Origin of the sequence: Stenotrophomonas sp. GZD-301 (assembly GCF_049310345.1) — a bacterium.
Taxonomy (GTDB): Bacteria; Pseudomonadota; Gammaproteobacteria; order Xanthomonadales; family Xanthomonadaceae; genus Stenotrophomonas.
Genome location: NZ_JBMOWY010000082.1, coordinates 1 through 13939 on the forward strand (window position 1 = coordinate 1; position 13939 = coordinate 13939).

The following is a 13939-nucleotide window of genomic DNA, read 5'->3' on the forward strand; positions in this document are numbered from 1 at the left end:
CGGGACCGTCCAAAACATGGATGTTTTGGACGAGCCCCCAGGGATGGGTTCACGGCGTGTCCCGGTCAGGGCTATCCGGTGCCCGCCTCCCATAGCAACCGCGGCGCCGCGCCTTTGACTCAGCGCCCACAACAAAAAACGCGACAACAGGTCACCCTGTTGCCGCGTTCGGAGAGAGGCTGTTGCGGGTCAGAACGTGACGCTGATACCGGCCACCGGGCCCTTGAATTCCTGCTTCAGGCCGATGGTGCCGTCGCTGCCCTTCTTGTCGGCATCGAGCTTGAACCAGTCGTAGCCGGCGAAGAGGCCGAAGTTCTGGGTGAGGCGGTAATCGACGATGGCATTGGCGCGGCTCAGGTCGCCCTTGTAGTCGTCGAAGTTGCCCCAGTCGGTGTTCAGGTACTGGCCCTGGAAGGTGATCATCCACTTTTCCGACGGGGTGAAGCTCAGGCGCGCACCGACCACCGGCGCGACGCCGTCGGTCTTCTCATCCAGGAAACGGCCCTGGTACAGATCGCCCACGTCGGCGTAGGCCTTGGTGCTGACCTTGGCGTATTCGGCACCGATCTGCAGGCCCAGGTCGAACTTGTCGGTATCCACCACCGAGTAGTCGTACACCAGGCTTGCCACCTGATACTTCAGTTCGCCCTTGATGAAGCTGCCGGCCGGCACGTTGACGCCACCGAAGCTGATGCCGTCATCCAGCGTCTCGCGGCGATCCTTGTCGTACTTGAAGTAATTGAACAGCAGGCGCTGGCGGTTGCTGATGCGGAACATGCCGTCCACGCGCGGCTCCCATTCCTTGCCGCCGAGCTTGAAGTCCTCGTCGAAACCCACGTCCTGACCGGCCACATTGGTGTTGCCGCGGAGGGTGTTGTCCGAATCGATGTTCATCGCGCCCAGGCGCAGTGCGAAGCGGTCGTCGCCCTCGGCAGCGCTGGCGGTCTCGGCGTGGGTGATCGCAGCCACGGCCAGCGGCAGGGCGAGGAGGGAAAGCATCAGGCGCATCGGTGTGTGTCCTTGCAGTGATTCATTGATGTGGAATCACTGTGCCCAGACCGGCGTCCACCATTCGTGAACGTATGGTGGACGCTGTGTGTACCGTTCATGCGCGCGCGATGACCGCCGGTCCGGCGGTATGGCCGTAACCGGTGTCCGTTGGCGTTCAGGCGCCGGGCAGGGCAGGGACCTCGTGGGCGGTCGACCACCCCTGCAACGAAAAAGGGTGACCCCGAGAGGGCTTCGGGGTCACCCGGTGTTGGCCTGCTCGCGGGACGCCGACGAGGATTCAGGAGCAGGCTGATCGATCAGACCGGGGGTTGCGACCAAAGTTCAATATGCTGCACCGCGTCATCGCCGGGGCCTAAGCTGACGGGATTGGACCGTTGGTGGAACAGGCGTCGAGCCGGGTCCAACGGCGTGCTCACATCCGGGATGAACAGGGACCGGTTGTCTCTCAAATTGTCCCATTGCTATAATTTGGCGGCTCGACGAGGCGTTTGCTTGCGGCCTCGGCCTTTCCTACTCACAACCATGCAGGACATTCACGTGCTGAACTCCGTTGACGCGGGTCGGCGACTGATGCTGCGCGCAGCGGTTTACCCGCTCGCTGCAGTGGCTGTCCTGGCTCTGGCCCTGCTCCTGTGGGGTGGCCCGAAGGCAGCCCTGGGGGCGCTGCTCTCCGGCGTGGCGGTTTCGGCGGCCGGCTGGGTGGCGGCGCGGATGGCCCTGGGTGGCGGCGTGCAGGCAGCAGGTTCGGCGATGACCCGCCTGATCCTGGCGGTAGTGGCAAAGTGGGTGCTCGTATTCGGCGTCCTGATGGTGGGGTTCCTGGTCTTCAAGCTGCCTGCATTGGCGCTGCTGGCCGGTATCGCCGTCGGGTTGATGTTCCAGGTCCTGGCTCTGGCCAGGCGCTGATCCAATTTATTTAACTCAAGGTTCCGGACACATGGCAGGCGAGGCGCTAACTCCCACCTCCTACATCCAACATCACCTGCAGAATCTTGTGGTGATGCGTGACAGCCCGTGGGCGTTGCATCTGGATACTCTCGCCACCTCGGTCCTGATGGGCCTGGTCATGGTGTTCGGCTTCTGGCTGGCCACGCGCAAGGCCACCGCCGGGGTTCCGGGCAAGTGGCAGGCGTTCGTCGAGATCTGCCTGGAGTTCGTTGACCGCCAGGCCAAGGACACCTACCACGGCACCAGCAAGCTGGTGACCCCGATCGCGATCACGATCTTCTTCTGGATCCTCCTGATGAACCTCATCAAGATGATCCCGGCCGATTTCATCGGTTTCCCGATGAACGCCTTCACCGAGTGGGCGGCAGGCCAGATGGGCGCTGCCCATCCGCACGACTACGCTTTCTGGAAGCCGGTCCCGACCGCCGACGTCAATGCCACCCTCGGCATGTCGATCAGCGTGTTCTTCCTGATGCTGTTCTTCGGCCTGCGTTCCAAGGGCCTGGGTGGCTTCACCAAGGAATTCCTGACCGCGCCGTTCGGCAAGTGGATGCTGCCGTTCAACCTGATCCTCAACATCGTCGAGTGGCTGAGCAAGCCGATTTCGCTGGCGATGCGACTGTTCGGCAACATGTTCGGCGGTGAGATCGTCTTCCTGCTGATCTGGGTGCTGGGCGGTGCCGGTATCGCCGGTGCCATCGCAGGCGGTGCATTCGGCCTGGGCTGGATGCTGTTCCACCTGCTGGTGATTCCGCTGCAGGCGTTCATCTTCATGATGTTGTCCATCGTGTACCTGAGCCTGTCGGAAGACGCTCACTGAGTTCCGCTTCACCCTTCATCCGTTTGTTTCTAAACCCTTAGCTATTCAAAGTTCCAGGAGAAAACCATGTACTTCGCCGTCCTGACCAACCTCGCCCAAGTCCAGAGCTCCACCGTCCTCGCCGTCGGCATCATGATCGGCCTGGCCGCGCTGGGTGCCGGTCTCGGTCTGGCCATCATGGCCGGTAAGTTCCTGGAATCGGCTGCCCGTCAGCCGGAACTGATTCCGGTTCTGCAGGTCCGCATGTTCATCACCGCCGGCCTGATCGACGCCGCGTTCATCATCTCGGTCGCCGTCGGCCTGCTGCTGGCCTTCGCCAACCCGATGATCGGCGAGTTCGTTGCACGCCTGCCGCAGGTTGCTGGTTAATCCAGCAACAGCGAAACGATCAGGCGCCTTGTGCGCCTGATCGCGGATGAAGGATCGGATGCGCCGCCAAGGCGGCCCATCCACCCCGTCACCCCCGATTGAGCGAACCCCATGGATATCGGTTTTACCCTCGTTGCCCAGGGACTGGCGTTTGCCGGTCTGATCTGGATCATCGCGACCAAGATCTGGCCGCCGCTGATGAACGCCATCGAAGAGCGTCAGCAGAAGATCGCTGAAGGCCTCGCCGCTGCCGACCGCAGCCAGAAAGATCTGGCCCAGGCGCAGGAAAAGGTCAACGATGCCCTGAAGGATGCGCGCACCAAGGCCAACGAGATCATCGATCAGGCCCATGCCCGCGCCAACCAGATCGTTGATGCTGCCAAGAACGAAGCCATCGTCGAAGCCAACCGCCAGAAAGATCTGGCCCACGCCGAGATCGAAGCTGCCGCCAACCGTGCCCGTGAAGATCTGCGCAAGCAGGTGTCCGCGCTGGCCGTGAGCGGTGCCGAAAAGCTGCTCAAGCGCGAAATCGACGCCAACGCCCACAAGGCGCTGCTCGACGAGCTGGCATCGGAGATCTGATCGATGAGCCAGGCCCTCACGCTTGCACGCCCGTATGCCCGCGCCGCGTTCGCGACCGCGCGCGACGAAGGCACGTTCGCGCCGTGGTCGGACGCGCTTGCGTTCTCCGCCCACGTAGCTGCCGACCCGCGCGTGGCGGCCCTGCTGTCGAACCCGGAACTGGAGCGCGACGATGCCGTCGCGTTGCTGGCGCCGGAATCGGCCGGCGAGACCTTCGGTCGCTTCCTGGCCATCCTGGCCGAGGCGCATCGCCTGCCGCTGCTGCCGGAAATCGCCGGCATGTACGACCAGCTGCGCGCCGAAGCGGAACACGTGGTCAAGGCCACGGTGACGTCCGCCACTGAACTGTCCGCATCGGAACTGGACGCCATCAAGGCCGCGCTGCGCAAGCGCTTCGGCCGCGAAGTGGAGGTGGCGACCGCCGTCGACGCGTCGCTGATCGGTGGTGCCGTGATCGATGCCGGCGACGTGGTGATCGATGGCTCGCTCAAGGGCAAGCTGTCGCGCCTGCAGACCGCGCTCGCTAACTGAATTCATTTAACGTCCGGCTTGACCGCCGGCACTAGGACTTGACGATGGCAACCACGCTCAACCCCTCCGAAATCAGCGAACTGATCAAGAACCGCATCGAGAAGGTCAAGCTGGCCGCGGAATCGCGCAACGAAGGCACCGTGACCAGCGTGTCCGACGGCATCGTGCGCATCTTCGGTCTGGCCGACGTGATGCAGGGCGAAATGATCGAACTGCCGAACAACACCTTCGCCCTGGCCCTGAACCTGGAGCGCGACTCGGTCGGCGCCGTGGTGCTGGGTGGCTACGAGCACCTGCGCGAAGGCGATGTCGCCAAGACCACCGGCCGCATCCTGGAAGTGCCGGTCGGTCCGGAAATGCTGGGCCGCGTGGTGAACGCGCTCGGTGAGCCGATCGACGGCAAGGGTCCGATCGCCGCGCAGACCACCGCACCGGTGGAGCGTGTGGCCCCGGGCGTGATCTGGCGCAAGTCGGTCGACCAGCCGGTGCAGACCGGTTACAAGTCCGTCGACTCGATGATCCCGATCGGCCGCGGCCAGCGCGAGCTGGTCATCGGTGACCGCCAGACCGGCAAGACCGCCCTGGCCATCGATGCGGTGATCAACCAGAAGGACACCGGCATCAAGTGCGTGTACGTCGCGATCGGCCAGAAGGCCTCGACCGTGGCCAACATCGTGCGCAAGCTGGAAGAAAACGGCGCCCTGGCCCACACCGTGGTCGTGGCCGCCACCGCGTCCGAATCGGCCGCCATGCAGTACATCAGCGCCTACTCGGGCTGCACCATGGGTGAGTACTTCATGGACCGCGGCGAAGACGCGCTGATCGTGTACGACGATCTGTCCAAGCAGGCCGTGGCCTACCGCCAGATCTCGCTGCTGCTGAAGCGTCCGCCGGGCCGTGAAGCCTACCCGGGCGACGTGTTCTACCTGCACTCCCGCCTGCTCGAGCGCGCAGCTCGCGTGTCCGAAGAGTATGTCGAGAAGTTCACCAACGGCGCCGTCAAGGGCAAGACCGGCTCGCTCACCGCGCTGCCGATCATCGAAACCCAGGCGGGCGACGTCTCGGCCTTCGTGCCGACCAACGTGATCTCGATCACCGACGGCCAGATCTTCCTGGAAACCGATCTGTTCAACTCGGGCATCCGCCCGGCCGTGAACGCCGGTATCTCGGTGTCGCGCGTCGGTGGTGCGGCCCAGACCAAGATCATCAAGAAGCTGTCCGGCGGCATCCGTATCTCGCTGGCCCAGTACCGTGAGCTGGCGGCCTTCGCGCAGTTCGCCTCGGATCTGGACGAAGCCACCCGCAAGCAGCTGGAGCGCGGTCAGCGCGTCACCGAGCTGATGAAGCAGAAGCAGTACGCCCCGATGTCGATCGCCAATCAGGCACTGTCGATCTACGCCGTCAACGAGGGTTACCTCGACGACGTGCCGGTCAACAAGCTGCTGGCCTTCGAAGAAGGCCTGCACGCGCACTTCGCCAACACCCAGGGCGAGCTGATCGGCAAGGTCAACGCCACCGGCGGTTGGGACAACGACATCGAAGCTGCCTTCAAGAAGGGCATCGCCGAGTTCAAGACCACCGGCAGCTGGTAAGACGAACGTGCGGCGGGGCTCTGCCCCGCCTCACCGTTGAATGCAGCGGGGCTGAGCCCCGCTCTACGGGAATCAAAGATGGCAAGCGGACGCGAAATCAAAACCAAGATCAAGAGCGTGCAGAACACCCGCAAGGTGACGCGCGCGCTCGAAATGGTCTCGGCTTCCAAAATCCGCAAGGCGCAGGAGCGGATGAAGACGTCGCGTCCGTATGCGCAGGCGATGAAGCAGGTGATCGGCCACCTGGCGCAGGCCAGCACCGACTACCAGCATCCGTTCCTGGTCCAGCGCGATGAAGTGAAGCGCGTGGGTTACATCGTGGTCTCTTCCGACCGCGGCCTGGCCGGCGGCCTGAACAACAACCTGTTCCGCAAAATGCTCGGCGAAGTCCGCGAGTGGCAGGACAAGGGCGCCGAGATCGACGTGGTGACCATCGGCCAGAAGGCATCCACCTTCTTCCGCCGGGTCAAGGTCAACATGGTCGGTACCGTCACCCACATGGGCGATGTGCCGCACCTGGAACAGCTGATCGGCGTGATCAAGGTGATGCTCGATGCATTCACCGAGGGCAAGGTCGACCGCGTGTACCTGGTCTACAACCGCTTCATCAACACGATGACCCAGAAGGCCAGCTTCGACCAGCTGCTGCCGTTGCCGGCCGCTGAAAAGCAGGTCGCGCACCACGACTGGGACTACCTGTACGAACCCGACGCCGCGACCGTGCTGGAGCACGTGATGACGCGTTACGTCGAATCGCTGGTGTACCAGGCTGTACTGGAAAACGTGGCCTCCGAGCATGCGGCACGCATGGTCGCGATGAAGTCGGCCAGCGACAACGCGAACAAGCTGATCGGAACCCTGCAGCTCGTCTACAACAAGGCGCGCCAGGCAGCGATCACCCAGGAAATTTCGGAAATCGTCGGCGGCGCGGCAGCAGTCTGACGCGCGCAGTCAAAGCATTTAATTTAGAGGATGCAGCAATGAGTCAGGGCAAGATCGTTCAGATCATCGGCGCCGTCGTCGACGTGGAATTCCCCCGCGAGTCGGTGCCGAAGGTGTACCACGCGCTGAAGGTGGACAACACCGAAATCACGCTGGAAGTGCAGCAGCAGCTGGGTGACGGCGTGGTCCGCTGCATCGCGCTGGGCTCCACCGACGGCCTGAAGCGCAACCTGGTTGCCACCAACACCGAACGCGCCATCTCGGTGCCGGTCGGTGCAGGCACCCTGGGCCGCATCATGGACGTGCTGGGCCGTCCGATCGACGAAGCCGGCCCGGTGGCCGCCAGCGACAGCTGGGAAATCCACCGCGAAGCCCCGTCGTACGAAGACCAGTCCCCGGCCACCGAACTGCTGGAAACCGGCATCAAGGTCATCGACCTGATGTGCCCGTTCGCCAAGGGCGGCAAGGTCGGCCTGTTCGGCGGCGCCGGCGTCGGCAAGACCGTCAACATGATGGAACTGATCAACAACATCGCCAAGGCGCACAGCGGTCTGTCCGTGTTCGCTGGCGTGGGTGAGCGTACCCGTGAGGGCAACGACTTCTACCACGAGATGAAGGACTCCAACGTCCTGGACAAGGTCGCGATGGTGTACGGCCAGATGAACGAGCCGCCGGGCAACCGCCTGCGCGTCGCGCTGACCGGCCTGACGATGGCCGAGTACTTCCGCGACGAGAAGGACGAAAACGGCAAGGGCAAGGACGTGCTGCTGTTCGTCGACAACATCTACCGCTACACCCTGGCCGGTACCGAAGTGTCGGCACTGCTGGGTCGTATGCCGTCGGCCGTGGGCTACCAGCCGACCCTGGCCGAGGAAATGGGCGTCCTGCAGGAGCGCATCACCTCGACCAAGAACGGTTCGATCACCTCGATCCAGGCCGTGTACGTGCCCGCGGATGACTTGACCGATCCGTCGCCGGCGACCACCTTCGCGCACTTGGACTCGACCGTGACCCTGTCGCGTTCGATCGCCTCGCTGGGTATCTACCCGGCCGTCGATCCGCTGGACTCCACCAGCCGCCAGATGGACCCGCTGGTCATTGGCCACGAGCATTACGACACCGCCCAGCGCGTCCAGCAGACCTTGCAGAAGTACAAGGAACTGAAGGACATCATCGCCATCCTGGGCATGGACGAACTGTCCGAAGAAGACAAGCAGGCCGTGTCGCGCGCCCGCAAGATCGAGCGCTTCTTCAGCCAGCCGTTCCACGTGGCCGAAGTGTTCACCGGTTCGCCGGGCAAGTACGTGTCGCTGAAGGACACCATCCGTGGCTTCAAGGCCATCGTCGATGGCGAATACGACCACCTGCCGGAACAGGCGTTCTACATGGTCGGCAGCATCGAAGAAGCGGTCGAGAAGGCCAAGAAGATGGCCGAAAAGGCCTGATGCGGCAGGGACGGGCATGGCCCGTCCCGACCGTGACACGGGGTGGGCCCAGGCCCACCGCTGCGGAAAACCTGCGGTGGGTTCAACCCGCCCCCTAGCGAAGAGAGTTTCATGAGCACCATCCGTTGCGACATCGTCAGCGCCGAGCAGGAAATCTTCCGTGGCGAGGCTACCCTGGTCGTGGCCACCGGTGAGCTGGGCGAACTGGGCATCGCGCCCAAGCACGCCCCGCTGATCACGCGCCTCAAGCCGGGCAAGGTGGTGGTGACCACGCCGAGCGGCGAGCAGCTGGATTTCGCCATTTCCGGCGGCATCCTCGAAGTGCAGCCGCAGGTGGTGACCGTGCTGGCCGACACCGCGATCCGCGCACAGGACATCGATGAAGCCTCGGTCCGCAAGGCCAAGGAAGAAGCCGAGCGCATCCTGGCCAACCGTGGCGAAGCGATGGAAGTGGCCGAAGCCCAGCAGCGTCTGGCTGAAGTCACTGCCCAGCTGCAGGCCCTTGAACGCCTGCGCAAGAATCTGAAGCACTAAGCGGTAGGGCGCGACGGCGCCCGCTGCGAAGGGAGAACGCCGGCTTGCCGGCGTTTTTTTTTGTCAGCGGTAGACCACGTGCCGCAGCAGGACGAAGGACACCGTGGCCAGCGCGGCCTCGACCACCGGTTTGGCCAGCCACGCATTGCGCAGGCCCAGGTGGGTGGCCACCAGGGCGACCAGTACCGTACTGATGGCCGTCAGCAGCAGCCAGACCGCCAGGAAGCGCGCGAAGCGGCGCCACCCCAGGCGCTGCCGCCCCTGTTCGGCAAACGTATAGCGGCCATTGAGCCAGAAGCCGAGCAGCATCCCGCCGACGCGGCCGATCAGGTTGCCCGGCACCGTGGGCACACCGAGCGCGGTGGCGGCCACGAACAGCGCCCAGTCCAGCGCCAGCTGGAGCAGGCCGATGGCGAGATAGCTGCTGCCCTGGCGGATCAGGCTCACGGAGTGTTTCGCGCGGAAGGAGTCCACATGTTAACGAGCGTGGCACTAGAATTCCCTTCTACGATTCCCTGGAACGCGATCCACCATGACCCAGCCCCTGCACGTCATCATCCTGGCCGCCGGCGCCGGCAAGCGCATGAAGTCGGCGCTGCCCAAAGTGCTGCAGCCGATCGCCGGGCAACCCATGCTTGCCCACGTGATCGACGCGGCGCGCGAGCTGCAGCCGGCCGCCATCCATGTCGTCTACGGGCACGGCGGCGAGGCCGTGCAGCGTGCCTTCGCCGACCAGCCCGACCTGCGCTGGGCCGAGCAGTCGCGGCAGCTGGGCACCGGTCATGCGGTGCTGCAGGCGATGCCCGAGGTGCCCGATGCGGCCACCGTGCTGGTGCTGTACGGCGATGTGCCGCTGATCCGCGCCGATACGCTGCGCCACCTGCTGTCCCAGCCCGGGCGGCTGGCGGTGCTGGTGGCCGAAGTGGCCAATCCCACCGGCTATGGCCGCATCGTGCGCAATGCCGAAGGCAAGGTCGCCGCGATCGTTGAACAGAAGGACGCCAGCGACGAGCAGCGCGCCATCCGCACCATCAACACCGGGATCATCACCGCCGAGTCCACCGCACTGCGTCGTTGGCTGTCCCAGCTCTCCAATGCCAACGCGCAGGGCGAGTACTACCTGACCGACGTGTTCGCGGCGGCGGCCGGCGACTACACCCCGGCCGAGATGGCGTTCGTGCACGACGCGCAGGAAGCCGAAGGTGCCAACGACCCGTGGCAGCTGTCCCAGCTCGAGCGCGCGTGGCAGCTGCGCGCGGTGCGTGCGCTGTGCGCCCAGGGCGCGCGCGTGCTGGACCCGGCGCGCCTGGACATCCGCGGCACGGTGCGTGTGGGCAGCGACGTGCAGATCGACGTCAACGTGATCCTGGAAGGCGACGTGGTGCTGGGGGATGGCGTCAGCATCGGCGCGTTCACCCGGCTCAAGGACGTCACGCTCGCTGCCGGCACCGTGGTCAAGCCGCATTGCGACCTGGACGGGGTGGTCAGCGAGGGCGCGGCCGACATCGGTCCGTTCGCGCGCCTGCGTCCCGGCACGGTGCTTGCCGAAGGTTCGCACGTGGGCAACTTCGTGGAGACCAAGAAAGTGGTGCTGGGCGCGGGCAGCAAGGCCAACCACCTGACCTATCTGGGTGATGCGGTGATCGGCAGCAAGGTCAACATCGGCGCCGGCACCATCACCTGCAACTACGACGGCGTGAACAAGTCGCAGACCACCATCGGCGACCACGCCTTCATCGGCTCCAACAGTTCGCTGGTGGCGCCGGTGGAGATCGGGCAGGGCGCCACCATCGCGGCCGGTTCGGTGATCACCCGCGCGGCGCCGGAGGGCAAGTTGACCGTGGCGCGCGCGCGCCAGGAAACCATTGATGGCTGGAAGCGGCCGGTGAAGCGATAAGGCGTGACGACCAACGGTCGTCACCCACCATTGCCGTGACGACCAACGGTCGTCACCCACCGGAAAGGCCTGACGACCAGCGGTCGTCACCCACCAGTTACATGGGCAGGAAGATCGCCACGCACAGACCGCCTTCGCGGCGGTTCTGCAGCGAGATGCGGCCGCCGTGTGCCTCGACGATCTCGCGCGTGAGCGCCAGGCCCAGGCCGGTGCCGTTGCGCTTGGTCGAGTAGAACGGCATCAGCGCGTTCTGCAGCACCGCCTCGTTCATTCCCTTGCCGCGGTCCAGGACTTCCAGTCGCAGCCACTGCGGCAGGCGGGTCAGCCGCAGCTCGACATCGTCGTTGGGCGGCTCGGCTTCGCTGCAGGCTTCGTGCGCGTTCTTGAGCAGGTTGAGCAGCGCCTGGCCCAGCTGGGCGATGTCCACCCGGCTGTGCAGGTCGTCGGCAATGGGCTCCATGCGGAACGGAATCTGGTGCTGCAGGCTGGTCAGGAACTGCAGCCACTGCACGTTCTGCAGCTGCGGCTGCGGCAGCTTGGCGAAGCGTGCGTAGCCCCGGATGAACCCCTCCAGATGCCGGGCGCGGTCTTCGATGGTGGCGAACACTTCCTCCAGCCGTTCGGTCTTGCCGCGCCGGACCAGTTCGCCGCCGGAATGCGCCAGCGAGGCGATCGGTGCCAGCGAGTTGTTGAGCTCGTGGCTGATCACCCGGATCACCTTCTTCCAGGTCTGCACTTCCTGCCGGCGCAGCTCGGCGGTGAGCAGGCGGATCAGCAGCAGATCGTGCGGGCGGCCGTTGAGGTGGAAGTTGCGCCGCGACAGGTGATAGACCTGCTCGTCGTCGTCCTCGTCGCCATCCTCTTCGTGCACCGCGAACAGGCTGTCGCCGCCGCGCTGGATGGCATCGCGCAGTTCCACCGGCATGGTCTCCAGCACGTCCTGCATGCGTTGGCCTTCCAGTTTCCAGCCGTTGTGCAGCAGCTTGCGCGCAGCCAGGTTGGAGAACACCACGCGCTGCTCGCCGTCGCCGCCATTGGCCAGCAGCAGCATCGACACCGGGGTGTTCTGCACCATCGTGTCCAGCAGCAGCTCACGTTGGACCAGGCCCTGGCGCTGCTCGCGCAGCACGTCGCCCAGCTCGCGGTGTGCCTGCACCAGGTCGCCGAGCTCGTCGTTGGACGGCCAGTAGATGCCGAAGTTGTACTCGCCGTCGCGGTAACTGCTGGTGGTGCCCGACAGCGCGCGCAGCAGCGAGCGGATCGGTGCGGTGGCGCGGCGCAGGCTCCACCACATCAGCGACAGCAGCACCACAGTGGAGATCGCGGTCACCGCCCAGCCGTGGTCCAGCCAGAACGCCAGATACCACGGGAAGGCGGCAGCCAGTGCAAGCACCGGCAGCAGGCGCAGGAACAGCCGGAAGGTGAATGAGCGCCGCTTCATTCGCGTGGGATGCCGTAGCGGTCCATGCGCCGGTACAGCGCCTGGCGGCTGAGCCCGAGTTCGGCGGCGGTCTGGGCGATGATGCCGTGGTTGTGGGCCAGCGCCGTTTCGATCCGGCTGCGATCCGGATCCACTGTCGGGCTTGCGGCGCGCGGCGCTGCGGCACGCGGCAGATTGAGGTCGCCGGCCTCGATGCGAGGGCCCATCGCCAGCAGGTCGGCGCGTTGCAGCACGTTGCGCAGTTCACGCACGTTGCCCGGCCAGCCGTGGCGCTGCAGCGCGGTGGCCGCAGCGGTGGACAGCGGCTTGCCACTGTCCAGGAAACGTTCGGCCAGCGGCAGGATGTCGCCGGGCCGCTCGGCCAGCGGCGGCAGCGCCAGCTCGACGGTATTGAGGCGGTAGTACAGATCCTCGCGGAACTGACCGTCGCGGATCATGGCCGGCAGGTCGGCGTTGGTGGCGCTGATCACACGCACCTTGACCTGGCGTTCGCGGTTGGAGCCCAGGCGTTCGAAGCGCCCGGTCTCGAGCACGCGCAGCAGCTTCATCTGCCCGCCCAGCGACAGGTTGCCGATCTCGTCCAGGAACAGGGTGCCGCCGTCGGCGGCCTCGAACTTGCCTTCGCGCGCCTTGTTGGCACCGGTGTAGGCACCCGCTTCGGCACCGAACAGCTCGGCCTCGATCAGCTCGGACGGAATCGCACCGCAGTTCAGCGCGACGAACGGGCCCTTGGCGACCAGCGAGTTGGCCTGGATGATCTCGGCGATCTTCTCCTTGCCGGCTCCATTGGGGCCGGTGATCAGTACCGGCAGCGCCGAGCGGGCGACCTGGCACGCCAGGTTCACCACGCGTTCGCTGGCCGGGTCGGCGACCACCGCGCCACGCAGGTCGTAGCGCGACTCCAGCGCCGAGCGGTCGCGCTGTTCGCGCTCGCGCCGGCGGTCCAGTTCGCGCCGCGTTTCGGAGAGTTCCAGCAGGTTGTTGACCGTGATCAGCAGCTTGCGGTCGTCCCACGGCTTGGCGAGATAGTCGGCGGCACCGGCCTTGACCAGATCCACCGCACTGCTCAGGTGGGTCCAGGCGGTCAGCAGGATCACCGGCAGATCGGGGTGGCGGGCGCGGATCTGCTCGAACAGCGCTTCGCCTTCCTCACCGGAGGTCGTGTCCTCGGTGAAGTTCATGTCCTGGATCACCAGATCCACCGGCTGCTGTTCCAGCAGGGCCAACCCGGCCTCGGGCGACAGCGCATGCAGCGCGTCGATGTCGTGCAGGGAGAACAGCACTTCCAGCGCGGTGCCGACGCTGGCGTTGTCGTCAATGATCAGAATCGAAGGCATGCGTCATCGAGGGCCGGTAAGTGGCATCAAGAGTACCGGAGCGCCGGGCCAACGGGCAGATGGCCCGGCGCGCGCCACGTCAGCCGCGCGGGCTGGGCGGCGCCGGCGGTGCCGGGGGCGTCGGCGCGTCGACAGGCACCACATTGCGCCACGCGGCGGTATTGACCTCCACGGTGGCCTCACTGCCGCGGCGCAGCACCGTCACCGGCAGCCGGCTGCGGCTGCTGCGGGCCAGCACCTCGGTCACATCGTCGATCCGCCGGACCGGCCTGCCGTCCACGCGCAGAATCCGGTCGCCGCTGCGGACGCCGAAAAAGCCGTCCGGTTCGGTGGTGGTGACGCGCACGATGCCGTTGCTGGCATCCACCACCAGATGGTGGCCGGTGTCGCGCCACTCCAGGCGCGCGGTATCGGTCTGGCTGGCGGCCAGCGCGGGGGCGCTGGCCAGCAGAAGGCTCAACAGCAGGGTCGTGATACGGGTCTGGCGCAT

At 65.5% G+C, this 13939-nt stretch carries 15 protein-coding genes; 10 read left to right on the top strand and 5 right to left on the bottom strand.

From position 1 onward, the window contains the following. Positions 1 to 189: 189 nt before the first annotated feature. Positions 190 to 999, bottom strand: a complete 810-nt coding sequence (locus ACO6VK_RS19530) for a hypothetical protein (RefSeq protein ID WP_422510119.1) — start codon at positions 997 to 999, stop codon at positions 190 to 192. A gap of 549 nt (positions 1000 to 1548) precedes the next feature. Between ACO6VK_RS19530 and ACO6VK_RS19535 the strand changes: the two genes are divergently transcribed. From ACO6VK_RS19535 to ACO6VK_RS19575, 9 genes are all read left to right on the top strand, one after another. Next, positions 1549 to 1917: a hypothetical protein gene (locus ACO6VK_RS19535; RefSeq protein ID WP_172407534.1), complete on the top strand. Its 369-nt coding sequence runs from the start codon at positions 1549 to 1551 to the stop codon at positions 1915 to 1917. A 31-nt stretch (positions 1918 to 1948) separates the two neighbouring features. Then, positions 1949 to 2779 carry a F0F1 ATP synthase subunit A gene (gene atpB, locus ACO6VK_RS19540; RefSeq protein ID WP_422510063.1) on the top strand — a complete coding sequence of 277 codons (831 nt, stop codon included), beginning with the start codon at positions 1949 to 1951 and terminating at the stop codon, positions 2777 to 2779. Between the two features lie 66 nt (positions 2780 to 2845). After that, on the top strand, positions 2846 to 3148 hold the full coding sequence (atpE, locus tag ACO6VK_RS19545; protein WP_017354883.1) for a F0F1 ATP synthase subunit C: 303 nt from the start codon (positions 2846 to 2848) through the stop codon (positions 3146 to 3148). Between the two features lie 111 nt (positions 3149 to 3259). After that, positions 3260 to 3730 carry a F0F1 ATP synthase subunit B gene (locus ACO6VK_RS19550; RefSeq protein ID WP_019183632.1) on the top strand — a complete coding sequence of 157 codons (471 nt, stop codon included), beginning with the start codon at positions 3260 to 3262 and terminating at the stop codon, positions 3728 to 3730. A 3-nt stretch (positions 3731 to 3733) separates the two neighbouring features. Continuing rightward, entirely contained in the window at positions 3734 to 4261 is a 528-nt protein-coding gene (locus ACO6VK_RS19555) for a F0F1 ATP synthase subunit delta (RefSeq protein WP_422510066.1), read from the top strand. 44 nt (positions 4262 to 4305) lie between these two features. Then, entirely contained in the window at positions 4306 to 5853 is a 1548-nt protein-coding gene (gene atpA, locus ACO6VK_RS19560) for a F0F1 ATP synthase subunit alpha (protein WP_422510068.1), read from the top strand. Between the two features lie 78 nt (positions 5854 to 5931). Further along, entirely contained in the window at positions 5932 to 6795 is an 864-nt protein-coding gene (gene atpG / locus ACO6VK_RS19565; protein ID WP_411852236.1) for a F0F1 ATP synthase subunit gamma, read from the top strand. 38 nt (positions 6796 to 6833) lie between these two features. Continuing rightward, complete coding sequence (atpD, locus tag ACO6VK_RS19570) at positions 6834 to 8240, top strand: F0F1 ATP synthase subunit beta (protein ID WP_017354878.1); 1407 nt, start codon at positions 6834 to 6836, stop codon at positions 8238 to 8240. 111 nt (positions 8241 to 8351) lie between these two features. Then, positions 8352 to 8774, top strand: coding sequence for a F0F1 ATP synthase subunit epsilon (locus ACO6VK_RS19575; protein ID WP_017354877.1), 423 nt, complete (start codon positions 8352 to 8354; stop codon positions 8772 to 8774). A 63-nt stretch (positions 8775 to 8837) separates the two neighbouring features. On the opposite strand, the gene ACO6VK_RS19580 is transcribed toward ACO6VK_RS19575, so the two are convergent. Further along, a complete protein-coding gene (locus ACO6VK_RS19580; RefSeq protein ID WP_422510071.1) occupies positions 8838 to 9221 on the bottom strand; it encodes a GtrA family protein in 384 nt (127 codons plus the stop codon). 85 nt (positions 9222 to 9306) lie between these two features. On the opposite strand from ACO6VK_RS19580, the gene glmU reads away from it, so the two are divergent. Next, the gene (gene glmU, locus ACO6VK_RS19585; protein ID WP_422510073.1) at positions 9307 to 10671 is read left to right on the top strand and encodes a bifunctional UDP-N-acetylglucosamine diphosphorylase/glucosamine-1-phosphate N-acetyltransferase GlmU; all 1365 of its coding nucleotides are present in this window, start codon (positions 9307 to 9309) and stop codon (positions 10669 to 10671) included. Between the two features lie 97 nt (positions 10672 to 10768). Here glmU and ACO6VK_RS19590 read toward each other — a convergent pair whose 3' ends face one another. The 3 genes from ACO6VK_RS19590 to ACO6VK_RS19600 all read right to left on the bottom strand — a co-directional run bounded on the left by ACO6VK_RS19590 (position 10769) and on the right by ACO6VK_RS19600 (position 13939). Continuing rightward, on the bottom strand, positions 10769 to 12112 hold the full coding sequence (locus ACO6VK_RS19590; RefSeq protein ID WP_422510075.1) for a sensor histidine kinase: 1344 nt from the start codon (positions 12110 to 12112) through the stop codon (positions 10769 to 10771). Beyond that, the gene (locus ACO6VK_RS19595) at positions 12109 to 13449 is read right to left on the bottom strand and encodes a sigma-54-dependent transcriptional regulator (RefSeq protein ID WP_422510077.1); all 1341 of its coding nucleotides are present in this window, start codon (positions 13447 to 13449) and stop codon (positions 12109 to 12111) included. Before ACO6VK_RS19595 ends, ACO6VK_RS19590 begins: the two co-directional genes overlap by 4 nt. Positions 13450 to 13528: 79 nt before the next feature. Next, positions 13529 to 13939: a PDZ domain-containing protein gene (locus tag ACO6VK_RS19600; RefSeq protein ID WP_422510079.1), complete on the bottom strand. Its 411-nt coding sequence runs from the start codon at positions 13937 to 13939 to the stop codon at positions 13529 to 13531.

Coding starts and splice junctions, on each gene's coding strand:
- ACO6VK_RS19600 (WP_422510079.1), bottom strand. CDS start 13,939: ATGCGCCAGACCCGTATCACGACCCTGCTGTTGAGCCTTCTGCTGGCC.
- atpA (WP_422510068.1), top strand. CDS start 4,306: ATGGCAACCACGCTCAACCCCTCCGAAATCAGCGAACTGATCAAGAAC.
- glmU (WP_422510073.1), top strand. CDS start 9,307: ATGACCCAGCCCCTGCACGTCATCATCCTGGCCGCCGGCGCCGGCAAG.
- atpG (WP_411852236.1), top strand. CDS start 5,932: ATGGCAAGCGGACGCGAAATCAAAACCAAGATCAAGAGCGTGCAGAAC.
- ACO6VK_RS19595 (WP_422510077.1), bottom strand. CDS start 13,449: ATGCCTTCGATTCTGATCATTGACGACAACGCCAGCGTCGGCACCGCG.
- atpE (WP_017354883.1), top strand. CDS start 2,846: ATGTACTTCGCCGTCCTGACCAACCTCGCCCAAGTCCAGAGCTCCACC.
- ACO6VK_RS19590 (WP_422510075.1), bottom strand. CDS start 12,112: ATGAAGCGGCGCTCATTCACCTTCCGGCTGTTCCTGCGCCTGCTGCCG.
- ACO6VK_RS19575 (WP_017354877.1), top strand. CDS start 8,352: ATGAGCACCATCCGTTGCGACATCGTCAGCGCCGAGCAGGAAATCTTC.
- atpB (WP_422510063.1), top strand. CDS start 1,949: ATGGCAGGCGAGGCGCTAACTCCCACCTCCTACATCCAACATCACCTG.
- atpD (WP_017354878.1), top strand. CDS start 6,834: ATGAGTCAGGGCAAGATCGTTCAGATCATCGGCGCCGTCGTCGACGTG.
- ACO6VK_RS19530 (WP_422510119.1), bottom strand. CDS start 999: ATGCTTTCCCTCCTCGCCCTGCCGCTGGCCGTGGCTGCGATCACCCAC.
- ACO6VK_RS19555 (WP_422510066.1), top strand. CDS start 3,734: ATGAGCCAGGCCCTCACGCTTGCACGCCCGTATGCCCGCGCCGCGTTC.
- ACO6VK_RS19550 (WP_019183632.1), top strand. CDS start 3,260: ATGGATATCGGTTTTACCCTCGTTGCCCAGGGACTGGCGTTTGCCGGT.